This window comes from Roseicella sp. DB1501 (genome assembly GCF_013112485.1).
Taxonomy (GTDB): domain Bacteria; phylum Pseudomonadota; class Alphaproteobacteria; order Acetobacterales; family Acetobacteraceae; genus Paracraurococcus.
This window is the reverse complement of sequence record NZ_JABFHG010000003.1, coordinates 491105-507534: the sequence shown is the minus strand read 5'-3', so window position 1 is coordinate 507534 and position 16430 is coordinate 491105. Positions and strand designations below refer to the sequence as shown.

General features: G+C 71.8%; 14 protein-coding genes. 6 read left to right on the top strand and 8 right to left on the bottom strand.

Annotation, left to right across the window (positions count from 1 at the left end):
• Positions 1 to 26 precede the first annotated feature (26 nt).
• Together HJG45_RS28635 and HJG45_RS08600 are read left to right on the top strand one after the other, a co-directional pair.
• Positions 27 to 821 carry a formyltransferase family protein gene (locus HJG45_RS28635; protein WP_171611673.1) on the top strand — a complete coding sequence of 265 codons (795 nt, stop codon included), beginning with the start codon at positions 27 to 29 and terminating at the stop codon, positions 819 to 821.
• A gap of 60 nt (positions 822 to 881) precedes the next feature.
• Positions 882 to 2132, top strand: a complete 1251-nt coding sequence (locus HJG45_RS08600) for a capsule biosynthesis protein (RefSeq protein WP_171611672.1) — start codon at positions 882 to 884, stop codon at positions 2130 to 2132.
• A gap of 318 nt (positions 2133 to 2450) precedes the next feature.
• On the opposite strand, the gene HJG45_RS08595 is transcribed toward HJG45_RS08600, so the two are convergent.
• From HJG45_RS08595 to HJG45_RS08570, 6 genes are all read right to left on the bottom strand, one after another.
• A complete protein-coding gene (locus tag HJG45_RS08595; protein WP_171611671.1) occupies positions 2451 to 2759 on the bottom strand; it encodes a hypothetical protein in 309 nt (102 codons plus the stop codon).
• A gap of 84 nt (positions 2760 to 2843) precedes the next feature.
• A complete protein-coding gene (locus HJG45_RS08590; RefSeq protein WP_171611670.1) occupies positions 2844 to 4142 on the bottom strand; it encodes a S8 family serine peptidase in 1299 nt (432 codons plus the stop codon).
• 90 nt (positions 4143 to 4232) lie between these two features.
• Complete coding sequence (locus HJG45_RS08585) at positions 4233 to 4580, bottom strand: hypothetical protein (RefSeq protein WP_171611669.1); 348 nt, start codon at positions 4578 to 4580, stop codon at positions 4233 to 4235.
• Positions 4581 to 4594: 14 nt separating this feature from the next.
• The gene (locus HJG45_RS08580) at positions 4595 to 5512 is read right to left on the bottom strand and encodes a hypothetical protein (RefSeq protein ID WP_171611668.1); all 918 of its coding nucleotides are present in this window, start codon (positions 5510 to 5512) and stop codon (positions 4595 to 4597) included.
• 464 nt (positions 5513 to 5976) lie between these two features.
• Positions 5977 to 6189 (bottom strand): hypothetical protein, encoded by a 213-nt coding sequence (locus tag HJG45_RS08575; RefSeq protein ID WP_171611667.1) that lies wholly within the window; start codon positions 6187 to 6189, stop codon positions 5977 to 5979.
• A 15-nt stretch (positions 6190 to 6204) separates the two neighbouring features.
• On the bottom strand, positions 6205 to 7035 hold the full coding sequence (locus HJG45_RS08570; protein WP_171611666.1) for an aldo/keto reductase: 831 nt from the start codon (positions 7033 to 7035) through the stop codon (positions 6205 to 6207).
• Between the two features lie 36 nt (positions 7036 to 7071).
• On the opposite strand from HJG45_RS08570, the gene HJG45_RS08565 reads away from it, so the two are divergent.
• Positions 7072 to 7686, top strand: a complete 615-nt coding sequence (locus HJG45_RS08565) for a hypothetical protein (protein ID WP_171611665.1) — start codon at positions 7072 to 7074, stop codon at positions 7684 to 7686.
• 146 nt (positions 7687 to 7832) lie between these two features.
• Here HJG45_RS08565 and HJG45_RS08560 read toward each other — a convergent pair whose 3' ends face one another.
• Both HJG45_RS08560 and HJG45_RS08555 read right to left on the bottom strand, forming a co-directional pair.
• Positions 7833 to 8759 (bottom strand): 3-keto-5-aminohexanoate cleavage protein, encoded by a 927-nt coding sequence (locus HJG45_RS08560; RefSeq protein WP_171611664.1) that lies wholly within the window; start codon positions 8757 to 8759, stop codon positions 7833 to 7835.
• A 98-nt stretch (positions 8760 to 8857) separates the two neighbouring features.
• Positions 8858 to 10606, bottom strand: a complete 1749-nt coding sequence (locus HJG45_RS08555) for an ABC transporter transmembrane domain-containing protein (protein WP_171611663.1) — start codon at positions 10604 to 10606, stop codon at positions 8858 to 8860.
• Between the two features lie 196 nt (positions 10607 to 10802).
• On the opposite strand from HJG45_RS08555, the gene HJG45_RS08550 reads away from it, so the two are divergent.
• From HJG45_RS08550 to HJG45_RS08540, 3 genes are all read left to right on the top strand, one after another.
• Positions 10803 to 11801 carry an isopenicillin N synthase family oxygenase gene (locus HJG45_RS08550; RefSeq protein WP_171611662.1) on the top strand — a complete coding sequence of 333 codons (999 nt, stop codon included), beginning with the start codon at positions 10803 to 10805 and terminating at the stop codon, positions 11799 to 11801.
• 369 nt (positions 11802 to 12170) lie between these two features.
• Positions 12171 to 13367 (top strand): TRAP transporter substrate-binding protein, encoded by a 1197-nt coding sequence (locus HJG45_RS08545; RefSeq protein WP_254452362.1) that lies wholly within the window; start codon positions 12171 to 12173, stop codon positions 13365 to 13367.
• A 6-nt stretch (positions 13368 to 13373) separates the two neighbouring features.
• Entirely contained in the window at positions 13374 to 16289 is a 2916-nt protein-coding gene (locus HJG45_RS08540; protein ID WP_171611661.1) for a PAS-domain containing protein, read from the top strand.
• The last annotated feature ends 141 nt before the right edge of the window (positions 16290 to 16430 follow it).

Genomic DNA, 16430 nt, shown 5'->3' with positions numbered 1-16430 from the left:
CGCAGCGACGTCGTGGGGATATAGTTGTGCGTATCGCCCTCTTCACGCTGGAAGCGGCGCCGAGCGCCGAGGCGGTGGCGCGCTTCCTGCGGCGCCACGCCGCCGAGGTGGTGCTGATCGGCCGCTCCGCCGCCTTCCGCCCCGGCGCCGGCGGGCCGCTGCGCCAGGGCTGGCGGCACCTGCGCCGTTCCGGGCCGCGGCTGCTGCCCTTCCTCTGGGCGAACTACGCCCTGCCCGGGCTGCGGCCCGGCCCGACCGTGCTCGACCGGCTCGCCGCCGCGCACGGCATCCCGCTGCATGCGGTGCGGGAGGTGAATGGGCCGGAGACCGCGGCGGCGCTGCGGGCGGCGCGGCCGGACCTCATCCTCTCCTGCCATTTCGACCAGATCTTCGCGCCGGAGACGCTGGCCCTGGCGCCGCTCGGCGGCATCAACCTGCATCCCTCGCTGCTGCCGCGGCATCGCGGGCCGGTGCCGGTGCTCTGGGCCATGGCCGAGCCGGAGCCGCGCTTCGGCGTCACGGTGCATCGGCTGGCGCCGCGCATCGATGCCGGCGGCATCCTCGGTCAATGCGCGGTGGCGCTGCCGCCCGGCCTGACGGCGAGCGCCGCGGCGCGGGCGCTGCACCTCGCCGGCCTGCCGCTGCTGGACGAGGTGCTGGCCGCGCTCGCCGCCGGCACGGCGCAGGAGCGGCCGGCGCCGCTGCTGCCCTATTGCCCCTTCCCGCCGCCGGCGCTGCTGCGCGACCTCGCCGCACGCGGCCGGCGCCTGGTCGGCCTGGCCGACCTCGCCGCGGCCTGGCGGTGTGGCACCGCCGCTTGAGGTTGAGATTTCTGTTCAGAAATCAATCTGTGCGCAAGGGACTGCCGCCCAGATGCGGCCATGCCGCCCCTCCCGCCCGCGCCGCCGCGCCGGTTCCTTTTCCTGCAGGGCCCGATCAGCCCCTTCTTCGCCGAGCTCGCCGCGGGGCTGCGCCAGCTCGGCCATGCGACGCGGCGGATCAATCTCTGCCTCGGCGACCGGCTGTTCTGGGATGGCAGCGCGGCGCATGACTATCGCGGCCGGACGCGCGACTGGCCGGGCTTCGTCGCCGGGGTGCTCGAGCGCGAGCGCATCACCGACCTCGTCCTGCTCGGCGAGCAGCGGCCCTACCACAAGGCGGCCATCGCCGCGGCGCGGGAGCGCGGCGTCGCCGTCACGGTGACCGATTACGGCTATATCCGCCCCGACTGGATCGTCTTCGAACGCGACGGCATGGGCGCCGAGAGCCGCTTCCCGCGCGACCCGGCGGCGATCCGCGCCCTCGCCGAGCGCTGCCCCGCGCCCGACCTCGCGCATCGCTACGGCGACGACTTCGCGTTGCAGGCGCGCTGGGACATGCTGCACCACCTCGCCTCGCTGCTGCCCCTGCCCTTCCCGCATTACGAGAGCTACCTGCTGCACGCGCCGGTGCCGGCCTATCTCGGCACCGGGCTGCGGCTGCTGCGGCGGCCGCGGCAGACGGCGCGGGCGGCGCAGGCGCTGGCCGAGCTGGCGCCGCGCGGGCCGCTCTGGCTCTTCGCCATGCAGATGGAGAACGACTACTCCATCCGCGCCTACTCCGACTTCCCGAACAACGACGCGGCGCTGCGCCAGGTGATCGGCAGCTTCGCCCGCGGCGCGCCGCCCGAGGGGCGGCTGCTGGTGAAGGTGCATCCGCTCGATCCCGGGCTGAAGCGCTGGGGCACGCGGCTGCGGCAGATCGCCGCCGAGGCCGGCATCGAGGGCCGGGTGCACCTGCTGGACGGCGCGCTGCCAGCCGATCCGGCGATCCTCGCCAGCCGCGGCGTCGTCACCATCAACAGCACCCTGGCGGTGCAGGCGATCGCGCTGGGGCGACCGGTGCTGGCGCTCGGGCGGGCGATCTACCAGATCCCCGGCCTCGCCTGGCAGGGAGCGCCGGACGCATTCTGGACCGAAGCCCCGTCGCCCGAGCCGGATCTGGCGGATGCCTTCCTGCGCGCCATCGCCGCCTGCCTGCACATCCGCGGCCGCTTCTACGGCCGGCCAGGGCTGGATGTGGCGGTGGCGGGGGCAGTGCGGCGGCTGCACCTCAACCTGGTGAACCAGCCGCTGCCGGAGGTGATGCACTAGCGGCCCGCTGGTCCGCTGCGTTCGTGGGTGAACCCACGAGCTTCGCGATCAGGACACCAGGCTCCGGGCGCATCGATCCGGAGGAGAGCGGGCGGGCGGGCAGGCCGTGAGCCGGCGTGAACGGATCACGCCGGGGCGCGTGGAGGACCGCCTTGCCGGAACCATGCCGCTCTCGCCGCGGATCTTGTCCCAACGACCGTTAAGGGTGACCCATCAACGATCCCTATCTGGCACACCGCCTTACACCGGGCGCAAACCTCCGGCTTGCCCGAGCCTTGTTCGGAGCCTTGGATCGGTCAAGAAGCCGATCCGTCGGCATCATTTGCCCTGCGTGTGAACTTGGTGCTCACCTGAGATGTCGGCGATCTCCGGAAGCGTTCGCAGCTGGTCAATTTGCGTTGCCGGCGCCTTGCCGATGAGGATGCCGAGCTGGTGTAGGCGCTGCTCGATGACGACGCCCTGCGCCTCCAGCGCGGCGGCGGCACGGTCCAGGTCGGCGCCAGGTGTCAGTGTCACGGTAACCGGATCCATTCTTGCCTCCGAAGGAGCGCCGCGCAGCTGGGCAGTCGCCTGCCCGGCCAGGAAGACGGCGCCCAGGACGAACAACCTAACGCTGCGGGTCTGCATGATGCGCCCGGGTCCTCCCGCCTTCCGGTGGGATCTGGCCCTGCCACCTGGCGCGCGCAAGCGGCAGGCGGCAGGGCCGACGGCTTACGGCGCCTGCACCAGACCGGCTCCGACGTCGGAAGCGGGCAGCGGTAGCCGCCGGGCCGACCGCAGTAGCGCGGCGCGCAGGGCGGTGCCGCGGAAGGCAGGATTGGACTGCGCCAGCAGGGCTGCGCAGCCGGCGACGTGCGGCGTCGCCATGCTGGTGCCGGTCAGCGTGCTGTAGCGCACCGGCATCGGCACGGACGAGAACACGTCCACGCCCGGACCGGCGATGTCCACCTTGCCGCCGCAGGAGAACGGCGCAACGGCGAGAGCCTGGGTCAGCGCAGCCACCGAGACGATGGTCGGCGAGTTCGCAGGCGCACCCGTTGGCGCGATGGTGGCCGGCCGCCGGCTCGCATTGCCGGCAGCGGCGATGATCAGGCAGCCGGCGTTCAGTGCAGCCTGCCCAGCCTGGGTGTAGTAGGCGAAGGGCCCACCGGCGCCACCGAGCGACATCGAGATGACGTCACAGCGATTGGCGACTGCCCAGTTCATCCCGGCCAGCACGCCCGCGCTGGTTCCGGAGCCGGAGTTGGACAGCACTTTGCCGATAAAGATCCTTGCCTCGTGCGCGATGCCGTAACGCGGCTGACCGGGCGGCGATTTCGGCCCGCAGGACGTGCCGGTGCAGTGCGTGCCGTGCCGGTTGCCGTCCTGCGGCGGCTGGCCCGTGACGAAGGACTGCGAGACGATAGGCCTACCGCGGAAATCCGGATGATTCATGTCAAGGCCAGTATCAAGGATCGCCACCTTGATGCCGCGCCCGGAGAAGGCACTGCTCGCGGCGCGTGTTGCGATCAGGCCCCAGGTCGCCGCCGCTAGCGCGGCGTTGTCCTCGAACTCAGCTCCCGGCTGCAGGGCGCCGCCGGGTGCCAAGTCCTGGCGGATGCGCTCCACCGCGGCGCTGAAGCCGCGCAGGTACTCCGCGGCGCCCTGGAGGGAGAAGACGAAGATCTCCGGCTCCACCGCCAGGATCGAGCTTTCGGCTGCATTGACCGAAAGGCTCGAGACCTGGCTCGCCACTTCCTGGCGACCCGAGGAAACCGCGATGTTCAGTTCATCAAATACCACGTAGTCCGCATCGCCGAGCGCGTTGAAGTCCACCAAGCCTTCGGCGAAGTCGCTCGAGCTGGCAACACGCGTGGCGTCGCTGACGCTCAGACTGCCGATACGGTCTGCCTGACTGGTGTCGCGGTTGCGGAAGGTGATGATCTGGCGGCCCGTGAAGAAGTCGCCGTTGCTCTCCGCGGCCAGCGTGAGCAGCGTCTCTACGGGTGTGGCAAGGCTGAGATCTGACATGGTTGCCTCTCTAATTTCAATGCATGGGAGGTGGCACCCTGCAGGCCCGCGGGCGCAGTGCAGGTCGACCGCTCTGTCGCCGGCAATGCGTCAGCGGATCAGGGCGTCGCGCAGCTCCGGCGGCAGCTTGCTCGGCGCGGCGGCGCTGATCGTCTCGATCAACCAGTATTCCAGCGCACGGTCGGGATCGGTCCGCGCGCTCGCATGCCCGGCGGGGTCGCGCAGCGTGACCTGGCCTGCGGCGATGCGCAGTTCCGCTGCCTCCGGCAGGCCGGTGACGAGGAGGCCGCGATAGCCGAGGCCGGGCTCGTTGGCTCCGATCGCGGGGCTGGGCGGCAGTGCGGCGAGGCGGCGGGAAAGCTCCACCGCCGTCGCCGGCGCCAGTGTCACGCGCGGATTTGGCCGGCCGCTGTAGAGGTCAATTTCGATCTCGAGCATAGCCGGCTGCGCTCCTAGGCGATGCGTTGACTGCGGCAGGTATAGAAATAGCCACAGAACAATGTGTAAGGCCCACGATCGCATGTGCTGGGATCCATGATGACGCGGCCGCTATTGTCAGTGTTGCGCGCCGCGGTCCCGCCAGGCTTGTGGCCCCAAAAGCCCTCCTTCTGCTTGCGATACCAATGGAAATCCACGAAGCCCGGGCCAGGGGCCACGACCAGGGCCACGAGATAGCGCGGCTTCTCGGAATCCGGGAAGCAGTCGAAGCGCCTGTGTAGCCCGTCGCAGAGTGACGCCCGGGTCATCTCGGCGCAGGTGATCGCCGTGTACATACGCCCGCAGCCCTTGCCAGGCTGGGCAAAGGTATTGGTCCGCTTGTTGCTGGCGTAGTTGTAACAGTTGTTGCGTGCACGAGTCGTCGGGTCGTTGTTCCAGAAGCCCGGATTGAAGGCCCCGAGCTCGATCATGCAGGTGACCGCGGGCCCGACGGCAGCGGCTTCCTCCGCCTCCGGCGCGGCGATGCCGCTGGAGTCCGTGGCCGAGACGCGGCTGCCGACCTCCAGCTGTTGCGCCAGGAATTCCTGCAACGGCGTTTCGAGCGGCAGCGCCTCGGCACTCGCCGCCGTCGGCAAGCCCTGATCCATGCTGGCGAGGACCCGCTCCGCCAATTCACGCTCGCGCCCTGTCGCCTGCGGGCCCAGCCTGAGGTAGCCTGCAGCGGCTTGGCCAAAATCCTTGTCCAGCTCGTCGCTCAGCGGCTCGATCTGCAGGCCGCGCAGACCGAGCCCTCCGTCCTGAGTCGGCGCGGCGGCCATCAACGGGCGCTCCCGCGAGAACTCGCGCAGCAGGCTGCGTGCCTCGGCCTCGTCGGCGACAACCCAGCTCGGGTTCGGCCGTCCTGAGAAGACGTCAACTGTAACCTGGAGCATCTTGATCTCCCTAATTTATCTTGTAATGCACAACAAAAATGAAGCTTTCTTTTGTTTGGAATAGATAAATATAGAAACAAAACTAGGCAATTCATTATATTAGACGATTACAAGAAGAACCTCGCGGTATAGTCTCTCTAGTTTATTTTGAACATGCAAGCTGGCATAAATCTCTTACATCTCCTTCTATTGCCAGAATTTAATCGTATTCCAGCGGATGTAATTTCGGCAAGTCAATTGAGCCGCGGCACCTCGGATGCCGACGCGTCCTGTGACGTAGCGCACTAATTCCGGATTGGAGCATATCTGGCCCACGGCACAGCGCGACCAGAGGCACGACGCCGTCCAACACGGCGTGGAAGACCTCAGTCGACTCAGGCACGTGCATCGTCAAACCGAGGACCTGGGCGTCGCCGTGCAAGCAGCAGCAGCGTGGCCAGCCATCCGGGCTAGGGACCGTCGCGCTACTGGTCGTAGCCGCGGCGATGGCTGAGCCGCATCAGCCAGATCAGCAGCGCGGTGATGCCGAGGGTGAAGAGGCTGCCGAGGATGAGCGCGATGACCCCGTGCACCCCGATCTCCGTCTCGCCGGCGGCGCTCCAGGCCGTCCAGGCGGCATAGCCGGCGAGGCCGAGCAGGAGGATCGGCAGGGCGATGACGAGGAGCCGCATAAGCATCGGGGCGGCAGGCCGCTAGAGCATCGCCAGGGAGCGCTTGCGCTTCGGCGGCGGGAAGGCGGCATCCAGCGCCGCCTCGTCCGCCGCCGAGAGCCGCAGTTCGCGCGCCGCGGCATTCTCCCGCAGATGCGCCGCATCCGCCGCCTTCGGGATGCTGATCACCCCTTCCCCGCGCAGCGTCCAGGCCAGCGCCACCTGCGCCGGCGTCACCCCGTGCCGCGCCGCGACCTCGCGCAGCGCGGCGTTCCGCAGCAGCGCGCCGCCCTGGCCGACCGGCGAATAGGCCATCACCGGCAACCCGCGCCGGCGGCAGAAGGGCAGCAGGTCGAACTCGATCCCGCGCGCCTCCAGGTTGTAGAGCACCTGGTCGGCGGCGCAGTCGGCGAGCGCCGGGCCGAGCTCCTCCAGGTCGTCGACATCGAGGTTGGAGACGCCCCAGCGGGCGATCTTGCCGGCCTTGATCGCCCGCTCCATGCCCGCGACCGTCTCGGCGAGCGGGATGGAGCCGCGCCAGTGCAGCAGGTAGAGGTCGATCGTCTCGACCTTCAGCCGCTTCAGGCTGCGCTCCAGCGCCTGCTCCAGCCGCTTGCCGCCGGCATTGTGCGGATAGACCTTGGAGACGAGGAAGACCTCGTCCCGCCGGCCCGCGATGGCCTCGGCCACCACCTCCTCGGCGCCGCCCTCGGCATACATCTCCGCCGTGTCGATCAGGGTCATGCCGAGATCGAGGCCGAGGCGCAGCGCCGCTGCCTCCCGGCCCCGGTCGCTGCCCCGCTCGCCCATATGCCAGGTGCCCTGGCCGAGCGCCGGGACCTCCGTGCCATCCGGCAACCGCACCTTCGTCATTCGGCGCCCCTCTCTCCTGCGGCTATCATCCCGGCCATGCCCCGCCTCGTCACCGCCCTCGCCGCGCTCCCGCTCCTCCTGCCCGCCCTCGCCGGCGCCGCGCCGGACCAGGAGATCGGCTCCTGGCGCCTCGCCTGCGTGCAGGACAAGATGACCGACCAGGCCGCCTGCCAGCTCCGCCACCGGGACTGGGTGGAGCGGCCGAGCGGCGCGGTGCCCGGCCTCGCGCTCGAGGTCATCGACCGGCGGGGGCGGCTGGTTCCCGCGGTCACCGCCCGCGACCTGACGCTGGAGGGCGCCTCGCGCGGGTTGCTGGCGCTGACCGGCACGGCGCAGCTCCGCTTCCCGCCGAACCGGATGTTCGAGATGCCCTGCGGCCTGGAGGGCCGGTCGGTGGTCTGCGCCCCGACGCCGGAGGACGCGCCGCGGGCTGAACAGGAGCTGCTGGCGGCCGACCGCGCCCTGGTCCGGGTGGTCGGCGGCAGCAACGAGAGCAGCACCGCCGACCCGACGGAGCTGCGCCTCGCCGGCACCCGGGACGCGCTGGCCCGCTTCGCCAAGGAGGCGCCGCCCAACCCCTCGGCGGGACCGGAGCCGCTCGACGCCCGCGGGCTGCTGCAACGCCTGCTGCGCTTCCTCGGCAGCAACTGAGGCACCCCATCCGGCCCCCACAGCGCGCGTCGCAACTTGCCGCCTCCCGTTGCCCCGCCGCGGCTTCCCCGCGGCAGGCTGTGACGCGCCCCGGGACCGAGGCGAATCACGCCCCCCGCGGAGCCGCGCAGCGGCTTCGTGGGGATTTAGAACTTCACCCTGTCGCCGCCCTTCAGGCCAAGCATCTGCCGCGCCTCGGTCGGGTTGGCGATCTCAAGGCTCAGCTCCTCCAGGATGCGGCGGATCTTCGCCACCTGCTCGGCATTACTCACCGCCTGCTTGCCCTTGCCGATCCAGAGGCTGTCCTCCAGCCCGACGCGGACATTGCCGCCCAGCATGCCGGCCATGGTGGTGAAGGGCATCTGGTTGCGCCCCGCCGCCAGCACCGACCAGACATAGTCCTTGCCGAAGAGCCGGTCGGCGGTCTCCTTCATGAACATCAGGTTGCGCGGCTCGGCGCCGATGCCGCCCAGGATGCCGAAGATGGTCTGGGTGAAGAGCGGCGGCTCCACCACCTTGCGGTCCAGCATGTGCGCGAGGTTGTAGAGATGGCCGACATCGTAGCACTCGAACTCGAACCGGGTGCCGTGCCCCTTGCCGAGCCGCTCGACGATCTGCTCGATGTCCTTGAAGGTGTTGCGGAAGATGAAGTCGGTCGTGCCCTCCAGATAGGGCCGCTCCCATTCGTGCTTGAACGTCTTGATCCGCGCCGCGCTGCCGGCGATGTTGAAGTTCATCGAACCCATGTTGAGCGAGCACATCTCCGGGCTCGCCTGCAGCGGTGCCGCCAGGCGCTCATCCACCGTCATGCCGAGCCCGCCGCCGGTGGTGATGTTGATCACCGCATCGGTCGACTGCTTGATCACCGGCAGGAACTGCATGAACACCGCCGGGTCCGGCGTCGGCCGGCCGTCCTTCGGGTCGCGGGCATGCAGGTGCAGGATGGCGGCGCCCGCCTCGGCCGCGGCGATGGACTGCTCGGCGATCTCCTGCGGCGTGATCGGCAGGTGATCCGACATCGACGGCGTGTGGATCGCCCCCGTCACCGCGCAGCTGATGATGACCTTCGCCATGGCGTGCTTCCTCCGTCCCCGGCCGGCGGCGGAGTCTGCCCCGGCGGCCGGATGCCGTCCAGGCGGGCCCGGGGAAAGGCTGAGGAAGGCCGGCCCCCTTACACCTCGGCGCCGAATTGCAGCGTGGCCAGGCGGGCATAGAGGCCGCCCTCGCGGACCAGCGCCGCATGCGTGCCGCTCGCCACGACGCGCCCATGGTCGAGCACCAGGATGCGGTCGGCGCGCCGCACCGTCGCCAGCCGGTGCGCCACCACCAGCGTGGTGCGGCCGCGCGCCGCGATGGCGAGCGCCTGCTGCACCGCCTGCTCGGATTCGGCGTCGAGCGCGCTCGTCGCCTCGTCGAGCAGCAGCACCGCCGGGTCGCGCAGGATGGCGCGGGCGATGGCGAGGCGCTGCCGCTGGCCGCCCGAGAGCATCACCCCCTTGCTGCCGAGGAAGCTGCCGAAGCCCCGCGGCAGCGCATCGAGGAAGCCCTCCGCCGCCGCCGCCCGCGCCGCCGCGCGCACCTCCGCCTCGCTCGCCCCGGGCCGGCCGAAGCGGATGTTCTCCCAGGCATCGGCGGAGAAGATCACCGGGTCCTGCGGCACCAGCCCGAGCCGCGCCCGCAGCGCCGCCGGATCGACGCGGGCGATGTCGATGCCGTCGAGCGTCACCCGCCCCGCCTGCGGGTCGTAGAAGCGCAGCAGCAGTTGCAGCACCGTGGTCTTGCCGGCGCCCGAGGGGCCGACCAGCGCCACCGTCTCGCCCGGCTCGACGGTGAAGGAGACGTCGTGCAGCGAGGGCAGGTCGGGCCGCGCCGGATAGGCGAAGGTCACCGCCTCGAAGGCGATGCGCCCGCGCGGCGGCTCCGGCAGCGGCAGGGGCGCCGCCGGGGCGGTGATCTGCGGCCGCACCGCCAGCAGGTCGAGCACCCGCTCGGCGGCGCCGGCGGCGCGCTGCACCTCGCCCCAGACCTCGCTGAGCGAGGCGCCGGCGCTGGCCAGCAGCACGGCATAGAGCACGAAGGCCGAGAGCTCGCCCGCCGTCGTCCGCCCGGCGATCACGTCCCGCCCGCCGATCCACAGCCCGAAAACGACGGCGCCGAAGCCGAGCAGGATGACGACGAGGTTGAAGAGCGAGCGGCTGCCGATCCGCCGCATCGCGGCGGCGACCGAGGCCTCCACCCGCCCGGCGAAGCGGGCGCGCTGCTCCGGCTCGGCGGTGAAGGCCTGCACGGTGCGCAGCCCCGCCAACGCCTCCTCCGCCTGGTCGCCGAGATCGGCGATGCGCTCCTGCGCGGCGCGGGAGAGGCGCTTCTCCCGCCGGCCGAAGATCAACATGGGGCCGAGCACCAGCGGCAGCACCAGCGCCACCACGCCGGCGAGCTTCGGGCTGGTCACCAGCAGCATGCCGAAGGCGCCGATCCCGGTCATCAGGTTGCGCAGGCCGAGCGAGACGGCCGAGCCGATGAGGGACTGCAGCAGCGTCACGTCGGCGGTCAGGCGGGAGAGGATGTCGCCGGTCCGCGCCGTCTCGAACCAGGCGGGCGAGAGGCGCAGGACGTGGTCGAAGACCTCCCGCCGGAGGTCGCCCGCCACCCGCTCGCCGAGCCAGGAGACCAGCCAGTAGCGGCTGGCGCTCGTCACCGCGAAGCCGGCGACGACGCCGAGCAGCAGCAGGGTGGTGCGGTCGAGCGCCGCGGCGTTGCCGGCGGCGAAGCCGCGATCGACCAGTTGCCGGACCCCCTGGCCGATGCCGAGCACGAAGCCGGCGCCGAGCACCAGGAAGACCGTGGCCAGCGCCACCCGGCCGCGATAGGGCCGGAGATAGGGCAGCAGCCGGCGCAGCGCGGCCAATCTCGCGGGCATGCCGCGCCGCCCGATCCCCTCCGTCACGCCATCCCCCCGCCTGCCGCCGGCATCATGCGGGCGCCGCCCTGGACCGGTCCAGGTCATGGGGCCGGTCCAGGCCATGCTGCACCGCACGAAGCCGATTGGCGTCGCGGGCAAGCCTGCCTAGGCTCCTCCCTTCCGCCGCCCGTTCCGCGACCTGGGAGCCCCGATCATGGCCGATGAGATCCCGATTCTCGACCTCGCGCCGCTGCTGGAAGGCAGGCCCGGCGCGCTCGACGCGCTGGGGGCGCAGCTGCGCCGCGCCTTCACCGAGGTGGGCTTCTACTTCGTCCGCAACACCGGCGTGCCGGAGCCGCTGGTCGAGGCCGCCTTCGCCGCCGCGGCCCGCTTCCATGCCCAGCCGCTGGAGGCGAAGCTCGCTTTGCCCTTCAACGAGCACAACCAGGGCTACCTGCCCTTCCGCGGCAACACCACGCGGATGAACGCGGTCGAGGGCGTCAAGAAGCCCAATGCCAACGAGGCGGTCTTCTTCAAGCGCGAGCTGCCGCCGGACCATCCGGACGTGCTGGCCGGCCGGCGCTTTCGCGGGGTGAACCGCTGGCCGGCGGCGCTGCCCGGCTTCCGCGAGGTGGCGCTCGACTACGCCGCGGCGATGGAGGGGCTGGGCCGGCGGCTGGTGCCGATCTATGCTGCCGCGCTCGGCCTGCCGCCGGACTGGTTCGACGACAAGTTCCGCGAGCCGATGTTCACGCTGCGCATGACCCACTACTCGCAGCAGGAGCCGACCGCAGCGGCGGATGAATGGGGCCTGGCGCCGCATGCCGACACCTCCTTCATGACCATCCTGGCGCAGAACCGGGTGCCGGGCCTGTCGCTGCGCCTGCCGGACGGGCGCTGGATCGACGCCCCGGCGCCGGAGGGCGCCTTCCTGGTCAATGGCGGCATGATGTTGCGGCGCTGGACCAACCATGTCTTCCTCGCCACGCCGCACCGCGTCACCAACCGCTCGGGCCAGGAGCGCTACGCCATCCCCTTCTTCATGGATTGCGACTACGACGCGGTGATGGCGCCCATCCCGACCTGTGTCACCCCGGACAACCCGCCGCGCTACCCGCCCTTCACCTATCCGCAATTCATGACCGAGTATTCCGGCGCGAATTACGACCAGCGCGGTGCCTCCGCCGCCGGCGTGGCGCTGCAGGGCGCGTGACGCAGGCGGCCCTCAGACGCCGGGCGCAAGCCTCCGGCCTGCTTGGCGTCGCAGCATAGGCCGCGGGCCCCGTTCGGGGCCTCGGACCGGTCAGGAGACCGGTCCGCTGGTATGTGAGCGTCGGCGCCGGCCCGCCGCGGGCGGCGACGTCCTTCCGCCCGCGTCAAGAAACCGGAAGCTTCCGCCGGGGCATTCTGCCCGGATGGCCCCATGGGCATGGCCTCTCAGCCTTGACGCAGGGCGGCCATCGGGCCCGGCACCGGCAAGGTCGGGTCGGCGCCGTGCCACAACCTGCTGGTTTCATGTGGGGCAAGCGTGATAGTGCACGGCGTCATGGCGTTGTACCTTCCGGCATGCGGCCGTGAACGGATGACGGAGCGGCCTGCCGGTCGCCCGCCCGCGCCGCGCCGCCGCGCCTGGCTGGCGGCCCTTGCCTGGCGCGCAGGGCAAAGGATCGCCTCCGGCATCGCGCGGCCGGGCGCCGGCGCGCCGGTCCTTGCCACCTGGGCCCGCTCCACCTGGGCCCGCTCCACCCTGGCGATGCTCGGCCTGTGCCTGCTCGGCAGCCTGCCGGCGGCGGCGGAAGATCCGCCGATCCGCATCAAGGTGGTGGGCGGCCTCGCCTCGGTCAGCCAGTACGTCCGCTACGAGGAGCCCTTCTGGACCGAGCGCGTGCCGGGCCTCACCAATGGCCGGGTGCAGGCGGAGATCGCGCCCTTCGATCGCAGCGGCATCCGCGGCCAGGAGATGCTGCAGCTCATCCGGCTCGGCGTGGTGCCCTTCGGCACGGTGCTGCTCGCCCTCGCCGCGGCGGACGAGCCGGAGCTCAACGCCATCGACCTGCCGCTGATCAACCCGGACATCGCCACGCTGCGTGAGACGGAGCGGCTCTGGCGACCGCGGCTGGAGCAGCTGCTGCACGACCGCTACGGCGTGGAGCTTCTCGCCATCTACACCTATCCGGCGCAGGTGATGTTCTGCCAGAAGCCCTTCGGCGGCCTCAGCGACCTGGCCGGGCGGCGCGTGCGCGTCTCCTCGGTCGGCCAGTCGGAGCTGATCGAGGCGCTCGGCGCGACGCCGGTCGTCACCCCCTTCGCTTCGATCGTCTCCTCGATCCGCGCTGGCGTTGTGCATTGCGCGATCACCGGCACCCTCTCGGGCAACGCCATCGGCCTGCAGGAGGTGACGACGCATGTCTCGCGCACCGCCATCAGCTGGGGCGCCTCGATCTTCGCCGCCAATGAGCGCGCCTGGCTGGCGCTGCCGGAACAGGCGCGGGCCGCCATCAAGCAGGGGCTGGCCGGGTTGCAGCAGGATATCTGGGACGGCGCGGCGCAGGAAACCGAGGACGGGCTGCTCTGCAATGCCGGCCGGCCGGAATGCCTCGCCGGCACCCGCGGCCAGATGACGATCGTCGAGGACCGGCCGGAGGAGCAGCAGCGCCGCCGGCAATGGCTCACCAACACCGTGCTGCCCGCCTGGGTGCAACGCTGCGGCGCCGACTGCGCCGACACCTGGAACAGCATCATGGGCAAGGCCCGCGGCATCTACGCGAAGACGGACTGAGCGCGCATGCTGGTCCATCGTCTCCGCATCGCCGTCACCCTGTCCTGCGGCCTCGTGCTGCTGACCATCTTCGTCGGCACGAGCCTGCTGCTGAACCGGCTCGAGAGCAGCGCCCGGCAGACCGGGATGCAGACGGTCGAGCGCGTCGCGCGGGTGGCCGAGAGCACGGTGAACCGGCATTTCCTCGCCGTGGACGGCATGCTGGCCGGGCTGTCGCAGCTCATCGGCCAGCTCGGCCCGGACGGGAACATCGATCCCGCCGCCGCGAACCGGATGCTGCGGGAGCTGAACTTCCAGAACCTCAATTTCCGCGACCTGCTGCTGCTGCAGCCGGACGGGCGCCCCTGGGCGACGGCGCTGCCCGGCTCGCGCATGAAGTCCTCGCCGATCGATCCCGAGCGGCTGGCCGAGGCGCGCCGCAGCGGCGCGGCGGTGATCAGCGGGCCGATCCGCAGCGCGAACACCGGGGAGTGGACGCTGTTCTTCCTCCGCGCCCTCGACCTGCCGAACAACAAGACGATGGTCGCGGCGGCGGAGGTGCCGACCTCGCTCGTCACCACCATGCTCGCCCCGGTCGGCGAGCAGCCGGGCCTGCGCATCGCCGTCGAGCGGAGCAACGCCCAGCTCCTCGCCAGCCTGCCGCATGACGAGACCCGGGTCGGGCGGCATCTCCGGCCGCTCGACAGCGCCCTGCCGCCGGACGGCGTCGCCGCCGAGATGCCCGGGCGCTTCACGGCCGAGGAGGTCCTGGCCGCCGCCCGGCCGACGCTCTACCGCGACATCCATGTGGTCGCCAGCCTCGAGATCGCCGCCGCCTATGCCGCCTACGAGCAGGACCGCCAGCGCCTGCACCTGATCGCCCTCGTCTCCATCCTGCTGATCGGCGCGCTCGGCCTCGCCCTGCACCTGGCGCTTCGGCAGCGTGAGCGGATCGAGGCCGAGCGCGCGGCCGCCCGCGGCCTGCTGGAGAGCGCGATCGAGAGCCTGCCGGACGGCTTCGTGATGTTCGACGTCGAGGACCGGCTGGTGATCTGCAACCAGCGCTACCGCGACCTCTACGCCGTCAGCGCGCCCTTCATCGTGCCCGGCGCGCGCTTCGAGGACATCATCCGCGAGGGCGCCCGGCGCGGCCAGTATCCGCAGGCGAGCGAGGACATCGAGGCCTTCGTCGCCGAGATCAAGGCCTGGCACCGCGGCAACCATCCGAGCATGGAGCGGCTGCTGCCGGACGGGCGCTGGGTGCTGGTGACCGAGCGCAGCACGCCGGGCGGCGGCACCGTCGGCATCCGCACCGACATCACCGCGCTCAAGCACGCCATGGCCGACCTCGCCCTGGCGCGCGACACCGCCGCCGCGGCGACCGAGGCGAAGTCCCGCTTCCTCGCCCGGATGAGCCACGAGCTGCGCACCCCGCTGAACGGCGTGCTGGGCCTCGCCCAGGTGCTGGCGCGCGACCCGGCGCTCTCGGGCGAGCAGCGGGCCCGGGCGCAGACCCTGGAAGCAGCCGGCCGGCACCTGGTCTCGGTGGCCAATGACGTGCTCGACCTCGCCAAGGTCGAGGCCGGCCGGCTGGAGCTGCGCCTGTCCGCCGCCGAGCTGCCCGACCTGCTGCGCGACTGCACCACGCTGGTGCGCCAGGCGGCGGTGGAGAAGCAGGTGACGATCGCCCTCGACCTCTCCCCGGCCCTGCCGCCGCTGGTCGAGACGGACCAGACGCGGCTGCGGCAACTCGTGCTGAACCTCCTCTCCAACGCGGTGAAGTTCACCCCGCCCGGCGGCCGGGTCGAGCTCGCGGCGCGGGCGCTCGGCACGGCGGGCGCGGACGGGACGGTGCCGCTCAGGATCGAGGTGCGGGACACGGGGCCGGGCGTGCCGGAGGCCGAGCGCCGCGCCATTTTCGGCGATTTCGTGCAGCTCGACCACGGCCGGGCCGGCGGCACCGGGCTTGGTCTCGCCATCGCCGCCGGCATCGCCGACCAGATGGGCGGCAGCATCGGCTGCGAGGCGCATGCCGCCTCGCCGACCGGCACCGGCGCCATCTTCTGGGTGGAGCTGCGCCTGCGGGTGCTGCAGCCCGCCGCCAGGCCCGCCGCGACGCCGGCCGCTGCGACGCATCGCCGGCTGCACGTGCTGGTCGCCGACGACGTGCCGGCGAACCTCGCCGTGGCTCGCGCCCTGCTGGAATCCGCCGGCCACACCGCGCAATGCGTCAGCGACGGCGCCATGGCCGTGGAGACGCTGCGCGAGGCGCCGGCGGAGGCGCCCTTCGACCTGGTGCTGATGGATGTGATGATGCCCGGCATGGACGGGCTCGAGGCGACGCGCCGCATCCGCGCGCTGCCAGGCCCGGTCGCCCGCGTGCCGGTGCTGGCGGTGACCGCGAGCGCCTTCAGCGAGGATATCGCCGCCTGCCGCGAGGCCGGGATGGATGCGCATCTCGCCAAGCCGATCGAGCGGGAGGCGCTGGTCGCCATGCTGGCCCGGCTGACCGGCGAGGCCGCCGCCTCGCCGCCCGCCCCCCAGGCGCCGCCGCCCGGCCTCATGCAGACGCCGCTGCTGCAGCGGCGCGACGGCGCCAGACTCGCCGTGCCCGGCCTCGATCCCGAGGCGGCGCGCAGCCTCTTCGGCGAGTTCCTGCGTGAGCTGCAGGCGGGGGCCGAGGCGCTGCGGCAGGCCGATTCGTCGGTGCCCGAGCGGCTGGTGCCGGCGGCGCATCGCCTGGCCGGTGCCGCGGCCACGCTCGGTGCGGCGCGCCTGGCGATGGTCGCCCGGCGGCTGCAGGGCGAGGCGAGCCGGATCACGCCCGAGGAGGCGATGCGGCAGCGCGAGGCCGTGCTCGCGGTGACGGCGGAGACCATCGCCGTGCTCGCGGCCGATGCGGCGGCGGATGATGGCGCCGCGCCGGTCGCCGTCTTGCACTAAGGCGGATCGCGGGGGGGGGCAGGCTTGCCGCAGCCTGCCGGCTGCGCAGGCTGCGCGGTCCGGCGGCGGGGCCGCGCCCGCACCCGCGGGCGACGCTGTTGCGCCGCTGGCATGCCGATTGCCAAACTCGCCGCCACGGCG